Raw genomic sequence first — 22,903 nt, forward strand, 5'->3', positions numbered from 1 at the left:
CGCGTTACCCTAATCAGTGCCTTCTTTTTTTAGACATACATTAACCGCCTAAATGAGAGAAAAAGATCCCAAAACAAGCAGCAAATAACAAGATATCAATACCTATCCCAATTAATAATCCTTGACCTAACTGTTTTTTTCCTTTTGTGAAGCTTATTATCGTTATGACAATAAGAGCGATTGGTGAAAGCAATATATATACCAAAATAAAAGGAGGCATTGTAAACATGATCAGCAGTCCAAGAAGGTATATTCCAATAGCTATGCCAATCCCGCGCCAAAGGTCTTTTAACGATCCGTTTTGCTCATTTTCATCTTGATTTTGATCCAAAAAAACTCACCCCATTTAAAGAATGATAGATTCATTTATCTAATATAAGTTCTCCCCTCCAGCTCTTCCTGTATTATTTTTAATTCAAGTTCTTTATCGTCACGGTAAAATAAATTATAAGTATCAAACGGAATGATACGGCCGTCCGGATGGGCAATATGCACACATGATTTCTTTACAGAGCGGACATCGAAATTGTAAGCATCTAAAAACTGCATAATAATGACGCGAAATACATTGTCGTATCCAATTTCACCCGGCATCGCAACTTTTGGCAGGCAGCATAATAAATCTTTTAATGACAGTGCTGATGAATCCGGTGAATGATTTAAAGAAAATAATTTAAAAATCATATTTTTAATATTTTCATCTTGTTCAAATACGATGGTATTTCGTTCTCCCTCTAATAATATCTTTGGATCTATTAATCCTGTTAGCGGTGTTACGGCACCATTTTGTTTCAAGGCATACCCCATCGCAAGGGAATCCGGATGGCAAGGGACCGGTATGATATCCTTTGGGCCAAACAAATTTGATTGATCGATAATCATTTGTCTAACTTCACTTAAGGTCAGACGATTTATGGAAGGATCGTATTCTTCCAATCTTCCGGCTGCTTGGATTGGTTGAAAGGTGACTCCCCTAACACATTTTTGCTGCAATCCATATTGAATAATTTTTCCAACCTCATGGTCATTTAATCCTTTTTTCAGCGTTACCACAAGAGTAGTAGAAATATTGTATTCATTTAAATTTTCAATTGCTTTTTGCCTTATTTCCCTTAAGTCAACCCCTCGCAGTTCTTCCAAAGCTTCTTTTTCAAAACTATCGAATTGCAGGTAAATTTCGAAGCCCGGTGAATAGGTAGCGAGACGTTTGACAAATTCTTTATCATTGGCGATACGGAGACCATTCGTATTAACCATAATATGCCGAATCGGTCTTGATTTTGCCTTATCAAGGATTTCAAAAAATTGCGGATGAACGGTTGGTTCACCGCCGCTAATTTGAACAATATCCGCTTGCCTTTCGTTTTTAATAATATTGTCTAGCATAAATTCTATTTTTTCTAAACTACGGAAGCTCCCTTTTTGCGGTGATGACTCTGCATAACAAATCGGACATTTTAAATTGCATCTTTCGGTAATTTCTAATAAGGTTAAACAGCTGTGTTGTTCATGGTCCGGGCATAATCCGCAATCATAAGGGCAGCCGTATTTGATCGGCGTGTTCCAACGATAAGGCATTTCAGATGGTTTGATAAACTCCCGGCACCACTTATAGTAGTCGACGTCCGTTGAAATTAATACCTTTTCTCTTCCGTGCTGCAAGCAATTTTTTACTAGGTACACTTTTTCATCCTCGATAATGACCTTTGCTTCTACTTTCCGTAAACAAGTCGAGCAAATACTGTTGGTTAGTTCATAAAATAAATAGGGACGATTAGGCATAGGATTCGCTCCTTTTTTCCATTTGTTTTTTCGTTATAAGCCAGATATAATACCAGATTCCCAGTAAGCAAGCGATTTGGATATTATTGAAGATCCAGTACGGATGCGGCGTTGGCTTGATAAAATCGATAAATAAACGAAAAACTAAATAACTAAGCATAAATAATTGAAATAATAGTCCTTCCCAGCCCGCCTTTTTCTTTTTTATTTGAAAAAGGACAATAATCAGAACACCTAAGAAAAATATTTCGTACAGCTGGGTTGGATGCCGCTTGATTCCATCACCGAAGTCCACACCCGTTATCCAATTGGTCGCCACTCCGTATGTATGATCGTCCAGGCCGGTTAAAAAGCAGCCGATTCTTCCAATCATCATGCCAATTGCTAAAGGAAGTACAAAATCATCTCCTGTTGAACGGGCCCAGCCGATGAACTTTTTAGCTAGTTCCACGCCAATCAATCCGCCTAATAGCCCTCCTACGATTGTTTTTCCTTCCATTAGGTATAGGATGTTATTCCAGTTTTCTATTGTCTTTTTTGGGTCTTCGAACCAATAAAGAATTTTCGCACCGATGGCAGCACCCAATATTGCTCCAACTACAACCCATAATGCTTTTTCAATTGGAATCCGTTCTTTATTCCTCGTGTATAAATACACCCTGAAGCCAATAAAATATGCTAATGATTCAAATAAAAGATGCGGGTGAATGCCAAAAATATAGAAAGGAAACTTCAAAATCCTCTCTCCCTACAAAAAAATTTTGCTTTTTTTTACTATATTATCAGAATAGTAGCAATAAATTCTTATTTTTTCTTAAATTTAACAGATAAGGATGATTTTTTATGTAAATGAAAAATGGGGATTTGATCTTAAAAAAGCAATGCTTACTTGGGTAATAAAAAAAGGAAATTATGAATAGATCATAATTTTCCCTTTTTCTTTTTCCGATAAAATCTGTAACCTTTCCGAACCAAGTTCATAAGAAATAATGGGATCGGAGGATGATATTTTAATAAAAACGGTCTATAAATCTTGTAATATGCCTTTTTCAAATCATCCCACTTACAACAATAGCCTTGTTTATAAAAATCCGACACATCTACGATAAAGCCTTTTCCATTGTTCATTAACACATTTTTCCCATGAACATCATAGGGATTTAAGCCAACTGATTTGGCATATCGTAAGCCGTTATCGATATCTCTAATGACAGATTCAGGAATAGGAACACCGTTCACAACCGCATCAAACAATGTAATTCCCTCTAGCTTTTTCAACACTAAGTAATCTTCGCCATAGGCATAAAGAATAGAATAGGATTCATGGTTTCCTAATTTTTTATAAACTTCAATTTCCTTTTTTAGCTCCTCGGGACTTCTACCATACACCTTTACAACTAAATGAGGATGGGAAGAATGAGAAAACACCCCTGCATAATTGCCGTTCCCAATCGTTTCCCACGACCTTGTATGATTTTTTACAATGATGGGATCGAATGGGCTTTCAGATGTTAATTGAATATTAGGCAATAATTCTTTATCAATTAATTTCATATACCTATCTAATAGCATGTTCACACCTTCTTGCCATCTATAAACCTATTGCTTTCTTTTTGGCTTTACACATTATACACTAGTTAAAAAGAATTGTATCATTTCAAATGTATGCCCGTTTTTCGGAGGTATGCTTTAACCAATTAAATCGAGTTTAATAGAGAGGAGTTACTATGAATTTTCCGATTCTAAAAACAAATCGATTAAAGTTAATAGAAATCACCCATCTGTATGTTGAAAGCATATATGAAATTTTATCATTAGAAGAAGTAACGAGGTACTATGGAACCAATCGCTTCATGCTTCAATCTGAGGCAACGAAATTAATTGACATGTTCAGCAAAAACTATCGGGAAAAACGGGGAATTCGCTGGGGTATCGTCCTCAGGCAAAATCAAAAATTTATTGGCACCCTGGGTCTAAACGGATTACAGTTAAATAATAAACGAGCAGAAATAGGATATGAAATACATCCTCAATATTGGCGGATGGGATATACATCCGAGGCTATTAAAGAAATTCTAAGGTATAGTTTTGAAGAGTTAGATCTAAATCGGATTGGAGCAGTTGTTTACCCTGAAAATATTCCTTCGCTCAAACTCCTTGAAACTATAGGCTTCCAAGTAGAAGGCTTACTTCGGGGCTATATGTATCAAAATAGTCAGTCTCATGACACCTACGTATTATCTTTATTAAAACAAGAGTGGATACAAAGCCAGGAGTAGTAATCCTGGCATGCCTACTCCTCAAAATAAGCTTTAAACTCTTCTGAATCCTTGGTTTTCTTGTCATGGAAATACGGATTATTCTCCGTTGCATCCTTTGAATCCAGATTCGTTTTGATGACTAAAGATGGGGTTGAAGGACTATCAGCGATTACACGATCATTTAATTGGTCAAAATCCGGCAATTTTTTATTTCCAGGCTGTTGTGGTTCCATCAGTACACCTCCTGAATTTAGAATGCGATTTTTCTTTTTGAAAAATACATCTTTTCCATTCCGTGTTTTAAATGGAATGAAAAACAAGAAAAAAACTAGGAAGTAAAACCTTCCTAGTATCTTTTACTCCTCTTCTGAGCCGACTAAGAAATCGGGATTGAGTTCTTCGAATTCCTCGTCGTCTACATCCACTCCCCAATCATCATCGTCACCTGAAGGTCCTTCAGTACTGATGACAACAACAATCTTTGTCTCACCGATCACCTCTACAAGAAATTCCCTTTCCACGTGGACGATGATACGATTGCCGTTAGGGGAGATGACTGCTTCACAGCAATTAGGCTGCTGCAGCACTCGAGCAACAATTTCATTGTCATCGAGGCAATCGTGGTCACGATACTTTAACTTAATGACATCTGTATATTGAACACGTTCGGTTACTACTTCTGTTTTGGTATTATCATTATATGAGTACCAAACGTTGATGTCATAGGAGCCGTGTATCTCTACTGTCTTACCGACTTTTTTCGCGTTGTATTTATGGTTGATAATCCAACAGCCAAGAATACTAGTTGGACTATGCGCCGGGCTAATCGTATGATTGGACTGAGTAAATTTTCGTCCTTTCGCTACTACCGCTTTGGCAAATATCTCTCTAAATTCTCCCATTTCGCGCGAACCCTCCTCATTCATTTTCATTTCATCCTATGCGGGATTTTAGACTAGTGTGCGATATATTTTTAGGAATACTGGTTAAAAGTTTAGTCATAGTTCATTTTATGCGGGATTTTTATGTATGTTCCATGATAGCTTGCACTTTAAAAAGGAGGATGACCATAATGTGATGCGGGTCCCCTTTTTCATTCTATGAGGACGCCTATAGGGTTAGAATGATATACCGGGAAGGGAGAAAAAGAAAAAACCAGGCTCCGTTAATAGCCTGGTTTTAGTTAAATTAATGATCGTGGTCGTGGTCATGATTGCAGCCGTGATCACACGCCCCACCATTTTTCATACTTGCACCTGTTTCCCCCATTAATACATCTCCACCGGTTGAAATAATAATTTCATCGGTTACCGTATTGGAAATGGTTGAGGCAATAAGCTGTAGCAATTCATTTACTTCCACTTGAGATTGCTTGAAATCCTGAACAACAGGAATTTCATCCAACTCCTGTTCAATGGATGCAATCTTGTCCTCAACTTTTTTCAATGCTTCCGGTTTACCATAATGTTGAAGGTTTACGGCTTGCTTTTGTAACCCTTTAATATCTGAAATTAATGTCTTAACCTTTGGGTTTTCATGAATCTGGGCTTCTGCACGTTTGAAAAAGTCCACTTCTTCAGTTTCTGAAATCATACGTGCTAAATCTGTAGCACGAGCGACGATATCGTCTTTTGTATATTTCGCCACTTTACTTCACCTCTGCCGGTTCTAATTCTTCCACCATTTCTCCGTTTAATGACCATGTTTTTGCATCTGTAATTTTTACTTTCACAATCTTACCAATCGCTGTTTTAGGGGCAACAAAGTTAACTAGCTTGTTTCTGCTTGTATATCCGGCAAGAACATCAGGATTGTTCTTACTTTCCCCTTCAACTAAAACCTCAACAATTTGGCCTACATGTTTTTTCATAGCTTCTAAAGATAGCTCATTTACAAGCGCGTTTAGACGTTGCAAACGTTCTTTCTTCACTTCCATCGGAACGTTATCCTCCATTTTTGCTGCAGGAGTACCTTCACGAGGAGAGTAAATAAATGTATAAGCTAATTCATAACCTACTTCTCGATATAAAGATAATGTTTCTTCAAACTGCTCATCTGTTTCGTTTGGATAACCAACAATAATATCGGTTGTTAATGCCACATTCGGGATGGCCGCTTTAATTTTTCTAACAAGCTCTAAATATTGTTCTCTTGTATATTTACGAGCCATTATTTTAAGCACTTCTGTTGAACCTGATTGTACCGGCAAATGGATATGATCCATCAAATTGCCGCCTTTTGCAAGAACTTCAATCAAATGGTCATCAAAATCACGGGGATGGCTTGTTGTAAAACGAATCCTTGGGATATCAATTTTACGTAATTCATCCATTAAGTCACCAAGTCCATAGTTCATACCCTCTAAGTCTTTTCCATAAGCATTAACGTTTTGACCTAATAGGGTAACTTCCTGATAGCCCTGTGCTGCTAAATGACGGACTTCCTGGATAATCTCTTCAGGGCGGCGGCTCCGTTCTTTCCCGCGAGTGTAAGGAACGATACAATACGTACAGAATTTGTCACAGCCGTACATGATGTTCACCCACGCTTTAATATTACCGCGGCGTACCTTTGGAAGGTTTTCGATTACGTCGCCTTCCTTGGACCACACCTCAACCACCATTTCCTTCGACATATATGCTTCATGCAAAATGTTTGGCAGGCGGTGAATATTATGAGTACCAAAAATCATATCAACCTGTTGATAGGTTTTTAAAATCTTATTAACGACAGATTCTTCTTGGGACATGCAGCCGCAAACACCTAAAAGTAAGTCAGGCTTTTCCATTTTCAGTGCTTTCAGGTGGCCAAGTTCACCAAATACTTTATTTTCAGCGTTTTCACGGATTGCACATGTATTTAATAGAATCACATTTGCATCCTCTGTGCTGTCAGTTGGCTCATATCCAAGTGCTAAAAAGATACCCGCCATTACTTCTGTATCATGTTCATTCATTTGGCAGCCATAGGTACGGATATAGAACTTACGTCCATTCCCCATCCCACGGAATTCCTCAGAAATCGCGAAGTCATTGTGATACTTCACTTCTTCCTTTCCACGTTTTTTTGCATCCTTTAAAGAAGGTGCAGTAATCACTTGTTCAAAATATTTGCTGTAATCCTTGGCGGATTTTTTGTCCGAAGAATTAGTAGAATTTGCTTGTTGGCTTTCTAAACGTTGGTTTTCATTCATGTTCGGAAAAATCCCCTTTCATGTCAATTTCCTCAATTACTTCTATTAAAATGAAGATATTTTTTTACTTGTAAATAAGAAAAAAAGGCTTCGTGCATCACCGCACATTATTATAGTATAAAGGTTTCCAAGCTTTAAAACAATAGAAAATCCTGCCCGGCAACTCCTCTATAAAAGTCTTATTTGGCAAAGTGAATTAATGTTAAAAAAGTCTGCGCAATTTAATAATTTTAACTTATTTTTCTAATAAAATATGTGATTCCCCTCACTCTATAAAAGGCAGTGTTCACAATCCTTCGAAGTTTTAAACAATAAAAAATCCCGAGGACTGCATCCCACGGGATTTTTTTAAGTGAAATTACATAAATTCAGCAACTAACTTATCAAAATGCGCTTGATCAAGGTTAAGGTCCGCATTTACTAACGGAGTCTCTGAGTAACCTTTAATTAATTCCTGGTATGATGGACGCTCAGTATTTTGATAAATAAGCCCTGTAACGAGGCCATTATGCTTCATTAATGTTTGCATTGCATTTTCGCGGTTTGATGGATCATAGCCTTCAATATCGCTTAACTTTGTAAGATTTTCTTTAAACCAGTCGTATGTGTTGACTTTATTATAAGTAACACAAGGACTGAATACATTTATTAAAGAAAAACCTTTATGTTTAATACCTGCTTCAATTAAAGCCGTAAGGTCTTTTAAATCTGTTGAGAAGCTTTGTGCAACAAATGTTGCACCTACAGTTAAAGCCATTTCCATAGGAGAAATTGCTTGTTCAATTGACCCCATTGGTGTAGATTTTGTTTTAAAACCTTCAGCAGATCGTGGGGAGGTTTGACCTTTTGTTAAACCATAAATTTGGTTATCCATGACAATATAGGTAATGTCAACATTACGACGAATGGCATGAATTGTGTGTCCCATACCGATCGCGAAGCCATCACCGTCACCGCCTGAAGCGATAACTGTTAAGTCACGATTGGCCATCTTAACACCTTGCGCAATTGGAAGAGAACGGCCATGGATACCATGGAAGCCATATGAATTAATATAACCGGAGATACGACCTGAACAACCAATCCCCGAAATAACTGCTAAATTTTCCGGCTCCAGGCCCACATTTGCTGCCGCACGTTGCATTGCCGCTTGTACGGAGAAGTCACCACAGCCAGGGCACCAGTTCGGTTTTACATCATTACGAAAGTCTTTAAAAGTGGCCATTTAGAACAACTCCTTACATTTTGAATGAACTTCGTGAGGAAGAAATGGATTTCCATCATATTTAACATATTTAGTAATTTTTTCAGCATGACCGACATTCATTTTCATGATATTCGCTAACTGTCCAGTCGCATTGTTTTCCACAACAATTACCTTTTTCGCCGAACGAATAAGTGGAAGAACTTCGTCTGTTGGGAATGGATGAATTAAACGAATTTGTGCATGATTTACCTTCAATCCGTCATTTTCCAGACGTACCATTGCTTCTTCAATAGCACCACGAGTCGAGTTAAAGCCAACGATTAATAGATCGGCATCCTCGTGAGGTGCATTTTTATATACAGGGTTATTAAAACGAATATTTTCAACCTTACGGAAACGTTTGTCCATTTGGGCAATACGGTTTGTCGCCGATTCAGATGGTTTTCCTGTCTCAGCATGCTCAACACCTGTTACATGGTGGATACCATTTTTCTGACCGGGAATTGAACGTGGTGAAACACCATCTTCTGTTACTTCATAACGTTTGAAATATCCTTTGTTTTCAATCTCCGGAAGCGCTTCAGTTACAAGTTTACCTCTTCTAATTTCTACTTTAGAAGCATCAAGCGGTTCTACTGTTTGTTTACCTAATGATAATTGAAGGTCAGATAATACAATAACAGGACATTGATACTCTTCAGCAAGGTTGAAAGCTTCTGCAGTATCATAGAAAGCCTCTTCAACTGTACTAGGAGCCATAACGATTTTTGGAATTTCACCGTGTGTTCCGTAAATCATTGCCATTAAGTCAGACTGTTCTTGTTTTGTTGGTAATCCTGTTGAAGGACCTCCACGTTGTGTATCAACAATAACAAGAGGAGTTTCTGTAATACCGGCTAGACCAATTGCTTCCATTTTTAAAGACAATCCTGGACCGGAAGAAGCAGTTAGGGCACGAACACCACCATAGCTTGCGCCAATTGTCATTGTACATGCAGCAATTTCATCTTCTGTTTGAATAACAGCTCCGCCAAGTGGAGGTAATTTCTTAATTAAATACTCCATGATATCAGATGCAGGAGTAATTGGGTAAGCAGCCATAAATCGGCACCCGGCAGCAAGCGCTCCTAAAGCAATGGCGTCATTTCCAATCATGAACATCCGCTTTTTGCCATCAGCTTTTTCAAGCACCATTGTTGGAACATTTCCATCCATTTTTTCTTTCATATAATCAAAGCCGGCTTTGATTGCATCCATGTTTTTAGCAACGACCTGATCGCCTTTTCTACCGAAAATCTCACGAACTACTTCTTCAAATACATTTATATCCAAATCTAAAACTGCAGAAGTTGCGCCGATTGCAACCATGTTTTTCATTAAAGAAGTCCCTAATTGTGTAGCCATTTCAGTAAATGGTACCGCATACATTGAAGCACTGGAATCTTCAGGTTTCTTTGGATCAAATTTGGAATCAGCAAGGATTACACCTTTACTATGTAACTCTTTGTAATTTAAATCGATTGTTTCTTGGTCAAATGCAACTAGAATATCAAGATCGTCAGAAATTGAACGAACTTCTGTTGTGCTTACGCGGATCTTATTATTTGTATGACCGCCTTTAATACGAGATGAAAAGTGACGATAACCATACAAGTAATATCCTAGGCGATTCAGTGCGATAGCAAAGATTTCCCCAGTACTTTCAATACCTTCCCCTTGTTGTCCGCCAACTTTCCATGAAAGTTGATTGATCATGACTTACACCCCTTTGGATATGTAAAAAATTAAGTAGATTTAATCATTTATTAGTGTAGCACTTTTCCAAGTAAATCACTAGATTTTTAAAGATGAAATGTAACTTCTTAGATACGTACTAAACGCTTTCAATTCTAGACCTATGTATTAAAAATTGCAACCCTTTGAACCGAAAAATTGTCTAAAATATGAATATTTTTTTATTATTTAAAATAGACTGGTTTTCTGTTTCCTAAAATGAAAAGAAAAATAAGTAAAATTGCGTATTCTTAAGCTATTTCTACTTATTTAGCTCTGTTTTATTTTTAATGAAAATTATTTAAAAAACAAACTTCTTTTATAGCAGAATAGTATTTTTCCTGTTGGAATTTATCAACTATTTTTATAGTCCTTTTTTGCATAAAAATACCTGCTTGCCCCAATGGGCAAGCAGGTAAATTCGGAAGTTGTAATTTTGTTTATCGTACACGTTTCAGGACATGAGGCTCTTTCTCTTATCTCGGTTCAACAATAAGCTTAATTGCTGTGCGTTCTTCCCCGTCAATTAAGATATCGGTAAACGCCGGGATGCAGATCAAATCAACTCCGCTAGGTGCTACAAATCCTCGAGCAATCGCTACTGCCTTAACGGCTTGATTCAATGCACCCGCCCCAATCGCCTGTATTTCCGCTGCACCTCTTTCACGCAGAACTCCGGCAAGTGCACCAGCTACAGAATTAGGATTAGATTTTGCTGAAACTTTTAATATTTCCATTCCTAGCTCCCCCTTGTATAAAATCCCGATCCCGCATGAGCAGTTTCATGAATAAATCAGGTGTATAATATTCCACTGCTACTATATTCGTCAGGCAATAGACATATTCCGGCTTGGACAAAAAAAGATAAAAAAAACTCTCCAATAAGGAGAGTTTCCCTGATTATGAATACCATGGTTGATCATCATTAATTAATATACGTTCTAATTTTTTACTGAATCCATTTTTCCTGTCAAGTTCTATATATACAGCACTTAATTGGTTGCGGCCTGCTTTTGGCACTTCAAAGCGAACCGGAAGGCTTGTTAAAAACCTTTTTAGGACAAGCTCCTTTTCTACCCCTAAAATTCCATCATATGGTCCTGTCATACCTACATCTGATAAATAACCCGTTCCCCCCGGTAAGACACGGCTGTCAGCTGTTTGCACATGTGTATGCGTACCGACGACAGCGGAAACCCTCCCATCGAGATACCAGCCCATTGCTTGTTTTTCACTTGTTACCTCTGCATGAAAATCAACAAATATAAACGGTGTTCTCGCTCTAGCTATTTCAACTAATTCATCTGCTTTTCTGAAAGGGCAGTCCAATGGTGCCATAAAGGTACGCCCCTGTAAATTAATAACCGCTATTTCAAGATCATTCACTTTAAAAAACGCCAGTCCTTTACCGGGAGTTCCTTCCGGAAAATTAGCCGGCCTAACCATATTCTTTGCATGATCGATAAATTCAAAAATTTCCTTATTATCCCACGAATGATTTCCAAGTGTCACTGCTTGTGCACCAAACATTAAAAATTCCCGGTATATTTTTTCGGTAATCCCTTTTCCGCCTGCTGCATTTTCACCATTGATAATCGTAAAATGCGGGCGATATTTCTCTTTTATTTTTGGTAAATATTCTTTTACCATATCACGTCCGGGAGAGCCTACCACATCTCCAATAAATAATAAATTCATTTTTATCCCTTTCGACTTATGACCTAACTATTTAAATTGTATCACAACACCATGTAATTTAACCGAAAATGGACTTTTTAAAATAATGGCTCTGTTTAACTTGCCTGTTGATTTCCGCTCCAGGCAACATAGTGAGTTAAATCAACAATGAACTTTAACATAGCCAAAATAATAAAGCGGTGCATGAGCACCGCTTTATTTTGCATATTCTACAGCCCGTGTTTCACGGATCACTGTAACTTTTATGTGTCCCGGATAATCTAACTCTTCTTCAATTCTCTTTCGAATGTCGCGAGCTAATCGATGCGCAGCAAGATCATCAATTGCATCCGGTCTTACGATAATACGTACTTCACGACCAGCTTGAATTGCGAACGATTTTTCAACACCCTCATACGACTCAGAAATCTCTTCCAGCTTTTCCAGACGGCGGATATAGTTTTCAAGAGTCTCACTACGTGCTCCCGGTCTAGCGGCTGATAAAGCATCAGCAGCAGCAACAAGAACCGCAATTATGGATGTTGGTTCAGTATCCCCATGGTGGGAAGCAATACTGTTAATAACCACTGGGTGTTCCTTGTATTTTGTCGCTAGCTCAACACCAATCTCAACATGGCTACCTTCCACCTCATGGTCGATGGCTTTACCGATGTCGTGTAATAATCCGGCACGACGGGCTAATGTTTCATCCTCACCAAGCTCAGCTGCAAGCAAACCAGAAAGCTGTGCAACCTCCATTGAGTGTTTTAAAACATTTTGTCCGTAACTTGTACGGTACTTTAAGCGGCCAAGTATTTTGATTAAATCCGGATGAAGTCCATGAACACCCACTTCAAATGTTGTTTGTTCACCAACTTCTCGAATATACTCATCCACTTCGCGACGGGATTTTTCAACCATTTCCTCAATACGGGCAGGATGAATACGTCCGTCCTGTACTAGTTTTTCAAGCGCTAAGCGGGCTGTTTCACGACGTATTGGATCAAAGCCAGAAAGAATGACAGCTTCTGGAGTATCATCAATAATCAAATCAATTCCCGTAAGTGTTTCAAGGGTCCGGATATTTCGTCCTTCACGGCCAATAATTCGGCCTTTCATTTCATCATTTGGAAGGTTTACTACAGAGACAGTCGTCTCCGCAACATGGTCAGCAGCGCAACGCTGGATTGCCAATGATAGAATTTCCTTCGCTTTCTTATCAGCTTCTTCTTTGGCGCGGTTTTCACTTTCTTTGATCATAATTGCTGTATCAACAGAAAGTTCCTGCTCAGTACGCTCTAAAATGATCGCCTTTGCTTCTTCACGCGTCAAGCTCGAAATTCGTTCGAGTTCAGTCTGTTGTAATCGTACCAACTCGTCCACTTTGCTTTCCATCTCTTCAATATGCTGTTGTCTTTGGTTAAGAGAATCATCCTTCTTTTCTAAAAGAATCTCACGTTTATTTAACGTTTCATCTTTTCGATCTAAATTCTCTTCTCTTTGCAGTAAACGGTTTTCTTGTTTTTGCAGTTCATTTCTTCGTTCACGAACCTCACGTTCAGCTTCTGTACGAAGCTTGTGAATTTCATCCTTTGCCTCTAGCAAAGCTTCTTTTTTCAATGAGTCAGCATCACGTTTTGCATCTTCAAGGATTTGCTCTGCAGCATTCTTTGCTCCGGCAATTTTTGCTTCAGCAATGGATTTACGAATAAAATAGCCAACAACGGCACCGACGATAAGGCCAAGCAAAATGGAGATGATTGTAATAGGTTCCATCGTTACACCTCCTCTTGCTATGAACTTTTGTTACTTTTTTAAGTGTCGGCATGTACATTGTTTAGACTCAACATACAGCAAGCACCAAGGCTTTTTACTTTGTAATATTAACAAAAATGTAAAATATACATGTTAATTGTAAATGTGTGTATATTCATTGTCAAGGGTAAGTCCCGTTGGCTTTTTGAAATATTTTGAATTTGTTCACACATTCACGATTTTTGACGATGTTTACTATGAATAAAAATGAAAGTTTATGCATAAAGATACATATTTTCAAAAAAGAGCAAAGTCCGACAAGGGGCTTTGCTCGAGGTTTTTAGTCAAGTAATTCAAATTGATCATCATCGTCCGTTTCAGTGACAGTTTTTTCACCATCTAAACCATAATGCTCACGAATCTTTTGTTGAATTTCAAGGCGAATACTTGGGTTTTCTTTCAAAAACTGTTTCGCATTTTCGCGTCCTTGACCTAGTCGTTCTTCATTATAAGAATACCAGGAACCGCTCTTTTGAACGATATCTAATTCAGCTCCAAGGTCAATGGTCTCACCTTCCTTAGATATACCTTCACCATACATTATATCCACTTCAGCTACCCGGAAAGGAGGAGCGACTTTATTCTTAACAACTTTAATTTTTGTTTTGTTTCCTACCATGTCATTTCCTTGCTTTAATGTTTCTGCACGACGTACTTCAAGTCGAATCGTCGAGTAGAATTTTAAAGCGCGTCCACCTGGTGTCGTCTCCGGATTCCCGAACATAACTCCAACTTTTTCACGAATTTGGTTAATAAAGACAGCGATTGTTTTCGATTTGTTAATCGCACCGGAAAGCTTACGAAGTGCCTGGGACATTAATCGTGCCTGTAAACCTACATGAGCATCTCCCATTTCACCTTCAATTTCCGCTTTTGGAACTAACGCCGCTACAGAGTCGATAACAATAATATCAACTGCACCGCTTCGTACCAGTGCCTCTGCTATTTCCAAACCTTGTTCACCGGTGTCCGGTTGGGACAATAATAACTCATCAATATTAACGCCTAATTTTTGTGCATATGTTGGATCAAGCGCGTGCTCTGCGTCAATAAACGCTGCTTGTCCGCCTTTTGCCTGTACTTCTGCAATAGCATGCAAGGCAACAGTTGTTTTACCGGAACTTTCCGGTCCATAGATTTCAATAATACGTCCTCTAGGATATCCGCCAACACCGAGTGCTGAGTCAAGTGCTAAAGAGCCGCTCGGTACAGTAGAAATTCTTGTCTCCGTTTGCTCTCCCATTTTCATTATGGAACCTTTACCAAATTGCTTTTCAATTTGTTTTAACGCCATTTCTAAGGCGGCTTTACGATCACTCACTTATAAGTTCCTCCTTAATTTATATAAACACAAAATAATTGCTACAATCTATTAATTATAACCTATAAATAATATAACCTCTTTTTAGCTATTTGTCGAGCAAAAAATCGAACATTCATTCGATTTAATTCCAGCGATTAAACTTTAAGAAATAGCTCAAATACCCTTCTATTTGTACTTTTTCTCCAACCTTTTTTACTGAAACAATCATTTTCCTTTATTGTCAGACATTAACTCACAGGTTTATAACCTGTGACAAAAAAATCACAGAACGCTTAATTAGCATTCTGTGATTCTTTTAAAATTCGATGTAAAAAATAGCAGCCATATTTTACTGCACGAATACGATTAGCATCCCTAGTGCCGCCAAGATTAATTTTTTCAACAATCGTCGGCCTTCCTTTAATAGCAATACCAATATAAACAGTGCCGACAGGTTGTCCTTCAAGCTCTTCAGGGCCTGCTACTCCTGTAAAACTAATTCCAACATCAGCTGAAAGCAACCGGGACACATTTTCAGCTAGTTCTTTCGCACATTGTTCACTTACAACACCATGTTTTTCAATCGTTTCTTGTTTTACCTTTACTACTTGCTGCTTCACCTCAGCTGAATAGCAGACAACGCCGCCTTTTAAAACAGAGCTCGCGCCGGGATTACCGGTTAACACTTGCTGAAACATTCCGCCTGTTAAGCTCTCAGCGGCCGCTATAGTCAATTTGTTGTGTTTTAAACTTTTCATCAATTCTTCCATAAGTGATGTATTGTCATAACCGTAAAGAAATTCACCTACACGATTAGTTATCGCCTTTTCTACTTCATCAAGCATGGAGTTTGCAACAACCGGGTTAATATGTTTCGCTGTCAGTCTTAATGTGACCTCACTATCACCGGCAAGCGGAGCAATTGTTGGATTGCTTTGATTATCAATTAAATCAATAATTTCTGTCTCCAATGCCGCTTCACCGATGCCGAAAAATCTTAACACTCTTGAAACAATTTTCTCATTCGAATCGGTTTGAATACTAATAGCATTAGCACCATATTGGCTGAACATAGGCTCCATTTCCTTTGGCGGACCGGGCAGCAGCATATATATATGGCCATCACCCTTAACAACCATTCCAGGAGCCATTCCGTGATCATTAGGCAGGATTAGCGATCCTTCTAAAACAAGCGCCTGCTTGCGATTATTTTCTGTCATAATCCGATTGGCCTTTTTGAAATAGAGCTCGATCGATTCTAAAGCCTTTTGATCCATAACAAGATTTTTTCCGATGTGACGGGCAATTGTTTCCTTTGTCAAATCATCTTTAGTCGGCCCAAGTCCACCGGTAAAAATAATAAGATTGGAACGCTTTTCAGCAATTTCAATTGCTGATTTAAGCCGATCAGGGTTGTCACCAACAACCGTATGATAATAAACATTTATTCCGAGAACAGCTAATTGCTGCGATAAAAAACGAGCGTTCGAATTAACAATTTGTCCTAGTAATAACTCTGAGCCAACGGCAATAATTTCGGCATTCACAATCCACCACTCCTAAATTTACCCAATAAAGGTCATTAAAAGAACTATTTAGAGTTTTTAAATACATGACTATTCTTGGCAAAATAATCCCAACCGGACCAAATCGTAAAGATTAATGCCACCCATAAAGCTATATGTGCAAATGGCAAGGAAATCATTTCAAAAAGTATATTATGTAATAAAAGTGCGGAAATCGCGATAATTTGCGTCCATGTTTTAATTTTCCCTAACATATTGGCTGCTACAACCTCACCTTCCCCTGCCAGCAAAAGACGAAGACCTGTTACAGCAAATTCCCTGCTAATAATGACAATAACAATCCATGATGCAGCATACCCAAGCTCAACAAGAACAATAAGAGCAGCGGAAACAAGCAATTTATCGGCAAGTGGGTCTAGGAATTTCCCCATATTGGTCACAAGGTTTAATTTACGGGCATAATAGCCGTCAATCCAATCAGTCGTAGCAGCTATAATAAAGATTAAGGCTCCGACAAGATGGGTAACAGGCAGATAGACTCCCAGAACATAAATGTCGCCCCAATCGAATTGAGCGAGCATAACTATCAAGAATAAAGGGATTAATATTATTCTTGATACTGTTATTTTATTTGGCAAATTCATACTATTTCCTCCTATAGAAAAGCAGAAGCCCCATCGGAATGAGCACAGCTTATTACCAAGAAGCTTTCATTGATGCTAGACAGTTCTTGAAGCTCAAAAAAATACAAGTGAAAAATAGTCATCCATAGATGACTATTTGTTCTTCGGAACAAATTGAATCGTTACGTTCTGACTCACCACCGAAGTCGGTGCAATAGCATACTCTAGCTTTTGGTCATTTACATAAATGTCCGTATTGATGGCATTTCCTACAACAATTACCGCTTTATCTTCCTTTGTGAAATCAACAGCCTGGCTGGAAGTTCCAGTTGTTGTTAGTGTCCCCTGAAAAAAAGAGCGGCCGCTACCATTTTTAATATTTACCCAGGTATTACCTTTAGAAACCAATTTTAATACAAACTTATCAGCGTTTTTTAATTCATAGATAGAATTTTTGCCGCCGCTCTGGACAACGGTTAAACTCTGCGGCGGGACGGCTGCTTGTGTAGTTCCCGTATCTTTTGTACTGGAGTTCTCATCTTTAGCAGTGTCTTTCTTTTTAGAATTATCAGTTGTATTTGTTTTCGCTTTTTCAAGCTCTGCTGATTTAGCAAATTTCACTTGCTCATTACCCGGATTAGCAGATTGATTTGAATTACTGCTCGCATGATGAGTCAAGAAATAATATAAAAGACTGGCAGCCCCAATAATAAATATTCCGATTAATACTTTTGGAAGAACATCAAAAATTTTCGAATTTCCATCAGCAATACTTTTCCGCGTTTTCACTCTCGATAACTGCTCAGGCAAATCCCCATTCATAGCTGCAGGAATTTCACTCTTATAGGTTTCAAAAATTTCATCAGGATCAAGCTGAAGCGCTTCTGAATATTGCTTAATAAAGGCACGTACATAAAAATTTCCGGGCATACTGCTATAATTGCCTTCTTCAATACCAATTAAGTAACGCTTTTGAATTTTTGTGATAGATTGTACATCATCCAAGCTTAAATTTTTGGCTAGTCGGGCTTCTTTTAATCGATTCCCTAATTCAGTCACCTTTTAACACCTTCCAATTTTTTAAAAATCAAAACTGCCGAAATCAGATCCGGAGAACAAATCATTTTGTTCAACTACCTCATATGTAATTTCTTCATCGGCATCGTTTCTGAGCTCAATAATATAATCAAAATCCTCCAAAGAGTATTCCGAATTTTGAACGAAAATATCAGGATGCTCCACTACTTTAATAGCAGGCATGCGCATGATCTCACGGACCAGTTGCCAATGGCGCTCGTTTGCCCTTTTGGTTGAGACAATTCCGTCTAGGATGAAAAGATTATTCTCATTGTACTCGTCCTCGATCAGTTGATTTCGAATAGTTTGTTTCAAAAGGGTAGAAGATACAAATAACCAACGTTTATTTGCACAAACACTCGCTGCAACAAGAGATTCTGTTTTGCCAACTCGCGGCATTCCCCGAATTCCTATCAATTTATGGCCTTCCTGCTTAAACAATTCTGCCATAAAATCAACTAATAATCCAAGCTCATCCCTTACAAAGCGAAAAGTTTTTTTATCGTCCGCATCTCTTTGAATATATCGGCCATGCCGAACAGCAAGCCTGTCACGCAGTTTTGGTTCCCTAAGTTTGATTACTTTTATTGTGTCCATTGTATGTAAAATTGACTCTAGCCGTTTAATTTGGTCATCATCTTTTGCTAAAATCAACAAACCCCGTCTGCCTTCATCTACTCCATTAATCGTTACAATATTTATAGACAGCATTCCCAAGAGGGATGAAATGTCGCCCAATAAACCAGGACGGTTTTTTTGAATCTCATATTCTAAGTACCATTCTTTTTTCTCCATAAAAAAAACCTCCTCAGTTTAGCCCATAAAACGACAAAATTTTCGTATCACCATACCTAAACCTTATAATAAATGATTTTGTTAGAAGATGAAAGCAAAAACAAGGAGAACAACTATTATAAAAGATTTTAAGAACGAAAAAAGAAGAGAGGAGAATTCCTCTCTTACCGAGTACCGTTATTTTGAATAAGTTTAACCATCACATTAGCAATGGCTTCTTGCTCATCTCTATCTGCTACTGACCAAAGGTCTGAAAGAACTCGCTGTTGCTCATTTTTTGGATCCACATTCTTAGACAAGTAATCACCAATTTGAACGGCAAGACCATTAACGGCCCCCTCGCTCATTCCTTCATTTTGTGCATGATGAAGACGATCAGCTAAAAAATCCTCCCACTGCTTCCAGTTATCTAAAACAGACATATTATTAACCCTCCTTTAAAATAGTACAAGATTATTGTGTGAAAGGAAGGAGGAAATTATTCATTTTATAATTTTAAAATTACGTATACCAGCCTCCATTTATTGAAAGAATCTGTCCTGTAATATAGGACGATTCGGCAGATAACAAAAATGAAACTCCATTGGCAATCTCTTCAGGGTGACCGAGTCTTCCCATCGGAATTTCAGCATCGAGACACGCTTTCTCTTCCATCGTAAAACGGTCCATCATTGGGGTTTCTACCGCTCCGGGGGCAATGGCATTGACTCGAATTCCATTAAGGGCTACTTCCTTACTCAACGCCTTCACGAAGGCAATTTGTGCGCCTTTAGCCATAGAATAGGCTACTTCACAGGCAGCACCTGTTTGTCCCCATATAGAAGTAATCACAATTATATTTCCTGACCCTTTGGTAAGAAATTTTGGAAGTAATTCCTTCGTGATCATTAATGGATTTAACACATGCACTCTCATTAACGATTCAGCCTCTTCTTTTTTTAAGTCAACAAGAAGACCATAATGGCTGTTACCGCCGCAATGAATGATTGCATCAAGAGAAAATATTTGCGAACAAATCTTTTTATATCCATCAGCCTCTGCCAAGTCCGCAAGTATTGGCAGATATTCTCCGCCATAAAGTTGGAGCTTTGTTAGTAATTCTTTTATTGATTGTTCATTTTTATTGTAATGTAAATACAAATTATAGCCTTTTTCAGCTAATGATATGGCAATGGCTTGGCCAATTCCACCGCTAGCCCCCGTGATGAGTGCGAATTTTTTCATCTTTGTTCACTCTTTCCCAATTATCCAATTCATTTTACCATGTAAAAAAGCGCCGAACAGCGACGCTTCTTTCTTTATTATTTTTTCTTTGGTACAACCTGACATACTGAAAACCGCTCCTCCGAGATCACTTCTGATGCCAGTAATCGGACATCTTCTAAAGAGATTTTCTCGAGTGTAGGGACAACATCGAACAAGTTCATATCGTTAAAAGCATAGCGAGTAAATTGATTAGCAATATATTCAGGTGAATTAACGGCCCTTAAAAATGAACCAATTTTTTTCTTTTTCGCTCTTTCTAATTGCTCCTCTGAAATTACGCTTCCCTTTTTAGCTTCAAGGAGCATTTTTTCAAGTTTGTCTGCTAATTTATCCGCATCACCTGTATCCCCGCCAATCATGGCAAACCCAAATCCCTGTTCCTGTGTATAATCATAGGAAAATGTTTCGTCAATTAAGCCTTCATTATAAAGCTGATTATAGTTTTCTGAGCTCTTACCAAATAGTAAATCGAGAAGGACATTCATCGTTAACTCATTTTTCAATAGCTCATCACCTGTTTGATCAACGTGCATTGCCTTAATACCAAATAAGCATTTAGACGTTTGCACATTCATTTCGAGCACTTGTTTTTTTTCTGCTGCTTGAGTTGGCTCATCCTCAAATTTACGTTTGATTTCAGGCTGGTCTTTGTATTCTTTTTTTGCTTGGTTTTCTCTTACTTGATTCATAAATGAATCCGGGTCAACAGGCCCTACAATAAACAACAGCATGTTACTCGGATGATAAAATGTGTTGTAACATTCATACAGCCAATCTTTTGTAATATGGGAAATCGATTCAATGGTACCGGCAATATCGATTTTAACCGGATGGTTTTGGTATAGGTTTTGGATTAGTCCAAAATATAAGCGCCAATCGGGATTATCATCATACATCGTGATTTCCTGACCAATGATTCCCTTTTCTTTTTCGACTGTTTTTTCCGAAAAATATGGATCCTGGACAAAATCAATTAATGTTTCCAGGTTTTTTTCGACATCCGATGTGCTCGAAAACAAATAAGCTGTTCGTGTAAAAGAAGTAAAAGCATTCGCTGAAGCCCCTTGACGGCTAAATTGTTGAAAAACATCGCCGTCCTCCTTCTCAAAAAGCTTATGCTCTAAAAAGTGGGCAATCCCGTCCGGAACCTTGACAAACTCCTCTTTACCTAATGGAACAAAGGTATTATCGACCGATCCATACTTTGTTGTAAAGGTAGCAAACGTTTTATTAAAGCCTTTTTTTGGCAAAATATAAACGTTCAGCCCATTCGGCATTTTTTCATGATAAAGTTCTTCTTGAAGCTGGTCAAACGTAATCTTCTCCATTATTTGCCCGCCCCCGTTCCTGTTAAGAAATAAATTGTGTCTAATTCAATCTTTTTCGCTACCTGAATAATTTCATCTTTCGTTGCTTTTTGCATTTCAGTGATCCAATTATCAAGACTTATATCCACATTTGCTACTACGTTATGGTACAAAATTTCCGTTAGCCCTCTTGGTGTATCAATTGTTTCGAGTATTTGATTTTGAATAACGGCCTTTGTTTGCGCTAATTCCTGGTCAGTGAAATCGCCCTTTTTCATTGCATCCATTTGCTCGTTGATAATCTTTACTGCCTGGTCATAGTTCTTTAGGTCAATTCCTGACACCACAATCATCAAACCTTTATGACTTTCTAAGCGGCTGGCTGCATAATAGGCAAGACTGGCTTTTTCTCGAACATTTATAAACAATTTAGAGTGTGAGAAACCGCCAAAGATGCCGTTAAACACTTGAAGGGCAAAATAATCAGGATCTCCATATACGATATTTGTGCGGTATCCGATATTTAATTTCCCTTGTTTTACATCCTGCTCCTCTTTTACTTCATGAACCTTTTCCTTTTTCTTTACTTCACGTGTTTCCAGCCTTTTCGGTGTACGTTCTTCAAAATGTAGCAGTTCCGTTGCATATTGCTTTACCTCTTCCTCTTTTACATCACCAATAACATAAAGATCCATTTCATCTTCTGAAAAAGCTTTTTTATAATAGGCAAATAAATTTTCTGGTGTGATGGAATCAACATCCTCCATTTGGCCATTTACTTGAAGGGCATACGGTTCCCCTTCGCACATTTCTTCCACTAGCCGGGCATTAGAAAATCGCATTTTATCATCGAAAACAGATTGTATTCTTTGCTTTAAGGTCCGCTTTTCTTTTTCCACAGTCTCTTTGTCAAATGCATTTTCTGATAGGTTTGGTTTAGTTAAAATTTCAGCTAATAATTCAAAGCCTTTTTTTAATAATGGTGTTGGATCACCCAAGAATTTTTCATTGGCTATTTCAATGGAGAAGCTAATGACATGGTATTCACCTTTTTTCCCTAAATCCACATAAAGTGTGGCCCCATACAGTTCATCTAAATATGAACGCAGTGATGTTGTCGAAGGGTATTTGACCGAACTGCTTTGTAATACTTGGGGAAGAAGTGCCCTTTTTGTGACATCTTCTTTGGTTAAAGGTGCTTTCATTTTCCATACAAATGTATTGGTTTTATATTTGTTTGTCTCCACAACATGGAGGCTATATCCTTGCATTTTTGTCAATTTTTCTGCGGTTGAATC

General features: G+C 38.1%; 23 protein-coding genes. 1 reads left to right on the forward strand and 22 read right to left on the reverse strand.

What is annotated here, in order from left to right; all coding sequences use genetic code 11:
- Positions 1–40: 40 nt before the first annotated feature.
- From AC3ANV_RS19630 to AC3ANV_RS19645, 4 genes are all read right to left on the reverse strand, one after another.
- Complete coding sequence (locus AC3ANV_RS19630) at positions 41–331, reverse strand: hypothetical protein (protein ID WP_488310357.1); 291 nt, start codon at positions 329–331, stop codon at positions 41–43.
- 35 nt (positions 332–366) lie between these two features.
- Positions 367–1,782 carry a radical SAM protein gene (locus AC3ANV_RS19635; RefSeq protein ID WP_488310358.1) on the reverse strand — a complete coding sequence of 472 codons (1,416 nt, stop codon included), beginning with the start codon at positions 1,780–1,782 and terminating at the stop codon, positions 367–369.
- Positions 1,775–2,518, reverse strand: coding sequence for a prolipoprotein diacylglyceryl transferase (locus tag AC3ANV_RS19640; RefSeq protein ID WP_488310359.1), 744 nt, complete (start codon positions 2,516–2,518; stop codon positions 1,775–1,777). Before AC3ANV_RS19640 ends, AC3ANV_RS19635 begins: the two co-directional genes overlap by 8 nt.
- A gap of 185 nt (positions 2,519–2,703) precedes the next feature.
- Positions 2,704–3,354, reverse strand: coding sequence for a protein kinase family protein (locus AC3ANV_RS19645; protein ID WP_488310360.1), 651 nt, complete (start codon positions 3,352–3,354; stop codon positions 2,704–2,706).
- A gap of 155 nt (positions 3,355–3,509) precedes the next feature.
- Here AC3ANV_RS19645 and AC3ANV_RS19650 point away from each other — a divergent pair, with 155 nt between their 5' ends.
- Positions 3,510–4,061 (forward strand): GNAT family N-acetyltransferase, encoded by a 552-nt coding sequence (locus AC3ANV_RS19650; protein WP_488310361.1) that lies wholly within the window; start codon positions 3,510–3,512, stop codon positions 4,059–4,061.
- A gap of 14 nt (positions 4,062–4,075) precedes the next feature.
- Here the strand turns inward: AC3ANV_RS19650 and AC3ANV_RS19655 are convergent, their stop codons facing one another.
- The 18 genes from AC3ANV_RS19655 to yfmF all read right to left on the reverse strand — a co-directional run bounded on the left by AC3ANV_RS19655 (position 4,076) and on the right by yfmF (position 22,876).
- The gene (locus AC3ANV_RS19655) at positions 4,076–4,276 is read right to left on the reverse strand and encodes a hypothetical protein (RefSeq protein WP_488310362.1); all 201 of its coding nucleotides are present in this window, start codon (positions 4,274–4,276) and stop codon (positions 4,076–4,078) included.
- A gap of 123 nt (positions 4,277–4,399) precedes the next feature.
- Positions 4,400–4,945, reverse strand: a complete 546-nt coding sequence (locus AC3ANV_RS19660) for an outer spore coat protein CotE (protein ID WP_488314280.1) — start codon at positions 4,943–4,945, stop codon at positions 4,400–4,402.
- A 286-nt stretch (positions 4,946–5,231) separates the two neighbouring features.
- Positions 5,232–5,690: a YlbF/YmcA family competence regulator gene (locus AC3ANV_RS19665; RefSeq protein ID WP_488310363.1), complete on the reverse strand. Its 459-nt coding sequence runs from the start codon at positions 5,688–5,690 to the stop codon at positions 5,232–5,234.
- Between the two features lies 1 nt (position 5,691).
- Entirely contained in the window at positions 5,692–7,236 is a 1,545-nt protein-coding gene (gene miaB, locus AC3ANV_RS19670) for a tRNA (N6-isopentenyl adenosine(37)-C2)-methylthiotransferase MiaB (RefSeq protein ID WP_488310364.1), read from the reverse strand.
- A gap of 358 nt (positions 7,237–7,594) precedes the next feature.
- Positions 7,595–8,461, reverse strand: coding sequence for a 2-oxoacid:ferredoxin oxidoreductase subunit beta (locus AC3ANV_RS19675; RefSeq protein WP_488310365.1), 867 nt, complete (start codon positions 8,459–8,461; stop codon positions 7,595–7,597).
- The gene (locus tag AC3ANV_RS19680; protein ID WP_488310366.1) at positions 8,462–10,198 is read right to left on the reverse strand and encodes a 2-oxoacid:acceptor oxidoreductase subunit alpha; all 1,737 of its coding nucleotides are present in this window, start codon (positions 10,196–10,198) and stop codon (positions 8,462–8,464) included. It abuts the gene before it with no gap.
- Between the two features lie 494 nt (positions 10,199–10,692).
- The gene (gene spoVS / locus AC3ANV_RS19685; protein WP_003211281.1) at positions 10,693–10,953 is read right to left on the reverse strand and encodes a stage V sporulation protein SpoVS; all 261 of its coding nucleotides are present in this window, start codon (positions 10,951–10,953) and stop codon (positions 10,693–10,695) included.
- 163 nt (positions 10,954–11,116) lie between these two features.
- On the reverse strand, positions 11,117–11,914 hold the full coding sequence (locus AC3ANV_RS19690; RefSeq protein ID WP_488310367.1) for a TIGR00282 family metallophosphoesterase: 798 nt from the start codon (positions 11,912–11,914) through the stop codon (positions 11,117–11,119).
- Between the two features lie 195 nt (positions 11,915–12,109).
- Positions 12,110–13,669 (reverse strand): ribonuclease Y, encoded by a 1,560-nt coding sequence (rny, locus tag AC3ANV_RS19695; protein WP_488310368.1) that lies wholly within the window; start codon positions 13,667–13,669, stop codon positions 12,110–12,112.
- Positions 13,670–13,988: 319 nt separating this feature from the next.
- Positions 13,989–15,029, reverse strand: a complete 1,041-nt coding sequence (recA, locus tag AC3ANV_RS19700; RefSeq protein ID WP_488310369.1) for a recombinase RecA — start codon at positions 15,027–15,029, stop codon at positions 13,989–13,991.
- Positions 15,030–15,304: 275 nt separating this feature from the next.
- Positions 15,305–16,558 carry a competence/damage-inducible protein A gene (locus tag AC3ANV_RS19705; protein ID WP_488310370.1) on the reverse strand — a complete coding sequence of 418 codons (1,254 nt, stop codon included), beginning with the start codon at positions 16,556–16,558 and terminating at the stop codon, positions 15,305–15,307.
- A 44-nt stretch (positions 16,559–16,602) separates the two neighbouring features.
- The gene (gene pgsA / locus AC3ANV_RS19710; protein ID WP_488310371.1) at positions 16,603–17,181 is read right to left on the reverse strand and encodes a CDP-diacylglycerol--glycerol-3-phosphate 3-phosphatidyltransferase; all 579 of its coding nucleotides are present in this window, start codon (positions 17,179–17,181) and stop codon (positions 16,603–16,605) included.
- Between the two features lie 132 nt (positions 17,182–17,313).
- Positions 17,314–18,219 carry a helix-turn-helix domain-containing protein gene (locus AC3ANV_RS19715; RefSeq protein WP_488310372.1) on the reverse strand — a complete coding sequence of 302 codons (906 nt, stop codon included), beginning with the start codon at positions 18,217–18,219 and terminating at the stop codon, positions 17,314–17,316.
- 21 nt (positions 18,220–18,240) lie between these two features.
- Positions 18,241–19,032: a DUF3388 domain-containing protein gene (locus AC3ANV_RS19720; RefSeq protein WP_488310373.1), complete on the reverse strand. Its 792-nt coding sequence runs from the start codon at positions 19,030–19,032 to the stop codon at positions 18,241–18,243.
- A gap of 164 nt (positions 19,033–19,196) precedes the next feature.
- The gene (locus tag AC3ANV_RS19725; protein ID WP_488310374.1) at positions 19,197–19,454 is read right to left on the reverse strand and encodes a DUF3243 family protein; all 258 of its coding nucleotides are present in this window, start codon (positions 19,452–19,454) and stop codon (positions 19,197–19,199) included.
- A 79-nt stretch (positions 19,455–19,533) separates the two neighbouring features.
- Positions 19,534–20,256 (reverse strand): elongation factor P 5-aminopentanone reductase, encoded by a 723-nt coding sequence (gene ymfI, locus AC3ANV_RS19730; RefSeq protein ID WP_488310375.1) that lies wholly within the window; start codon positions 20,254–20,256, stop codon positions 19,534–19,536.
- 77 nt (positions 20,257–20,333) lie between these two features.
- Positions 20,334–21,626 carry an EF-P 5-aminopentanol modification-associated protein YfmH gene (gene yfmH, locus AC3ANV_RS19735; RefSeq protein ID WP_488310376.1) on the reverse strand — a complete coding sequence of 431 codons (1,293 nt, stop codon included), beginning with the start codon at positions 21,624–21,626 and terminating at the stop codon, positions 20,334–20,336.
- Positions 21,626–22,876 carry an EF-P 5-aminopentanol modification-associated protein YfmF gene (gene yfmF, locus AC3ANV_RS19740; RefSeq protein WP_488314281.1) on the reverse strand — a complete coding sequence of 417 codons (1,251 nt, stop codon included), beginning with the start codon at positions 22,874–22,876 and terminating at the stop codon, positions 21,626–21,628. The genes yfmH and yfmF overlap by 1 nt, the downstream gene beginning before the upstream one ends.
- Between the last annotated feature and the right edge of the window lie 27 nt (positions 22,877–22,903).

The organism is Neobacillus sp. DFD-2R (genome assembly GCF_057747865.1).

Coding starts and splice junctions, on each gene's coding strand:
- AC3ANV_RS19635 (WP_488310358.1), bottom strand. CDS start 1,782: ATGCCTAATCGTCCCTATTTATTTTATGAACTAACCAACAGTATTTGC.
- AC3ANV_RS19645 (WP_488310360.1), bottom strand. CDS start 3,354: ATGCTATTAGATAGGTATATGAAATTAATTGATAAAGAATTATTGCCT.
- AC3ANV_RS19650 (WP_488310361.1), top strand. CDS start 3,510: ATGAATTTTCCGATTCTAAAAACAAATCGATTAAAGTTAATAGAAATC.
- AC3ANV_RS19655 (WP_488310362.1), bottom strand. CDS start 4,276: ATGGAACCACAACAGCCTGGAAATAAAAAATTGCCGGATTTTGACCAA.
- AC3ANV_RS19660 (WP_488314280.1), bottom strand. CDS start 4,945: ATGGGAGAATTTAGAGAGATATTTGCCAAAGCGGTAGTAGCGAAAGGA.
- miaB (WP_488310364.1), bottom strand. CDS start 7,236: ATGAATGAAAACCAACGTTTAGAAAGCCAACAAGCAAATTCTACTAAT.
- AC3ANV_RS19675 (WP_488310365.1), bottom strand. CDS start 8,461: ATGGCCACTTTTAAAGACTTTCGTAATGATGTAAAACCGAACTGGTGC.
- AC3ANV_RS19680 (WP_488310366.1), bottom strand. CDS start 10,198: ATGATCAATCAACTTTCATGGAAAGTTGGCGGACAACAAGGGGAAGGT.
- spoVS (WP_003211281.1), bottom strand. CDS start 10,953: ATGGAAATATTAAAAGTTTCAGCAAAATCTAATCCTAATTCTGTAGCT.
- AC3ANV_RS19690 (WP_488310367.1), bottom strand. CDS start 11,914: ATGAATTTATTATTTATTGGAGATGTGGTAGGCTCTCCCGGACGTGAT.
- rny (WP_488310368.1), bottom strand. CDS start 13,669: ATGGAACCTATTACAATCATCTCCATTTTGCTTGGCCTTATCGTCGGT.
- pgsA (WP_488310371.1), bottom strand. CDS start 17,181: ATGAATTTGCCAAATAAAATAACAGTATCAAGAATAATATTAATCCCT.
- AC3ANV_RS19720 (WP_488310373.1), bottom strand. CDS start 19,032: ATGGAGAAAAAAGAATGGTACTTAGAATATGAGATTCAAAAAAACCGT.
- AC3ANV_RS19725 (WP_488310374.1), bottom strand. CDS start 19,454: ATGTCTGTTTTAGATAACTGGAAGCAGTGGGAGGATTTTTTAGCTGAT.
- ymfI (WP_488310375.1), bottom strand. CDS start 20,256: ATGAAAAAATTCGCACTCATCACGGGGGCTAGCGGTGGAATTGGCCAA.
- yfmH (WP_488310376.1), bottom strand. CDS start 21,626: ATGGAGAAGATTACGTTTGACCAGCTTCAAGAAGAACTTTATCATGAA.
- yfmF (WP_488314281.1), bottom strand. CDS start 22,876: ATGCAAGGATATAGCCTCCATGTTGTGGAGACAAACAAATATAAAACC.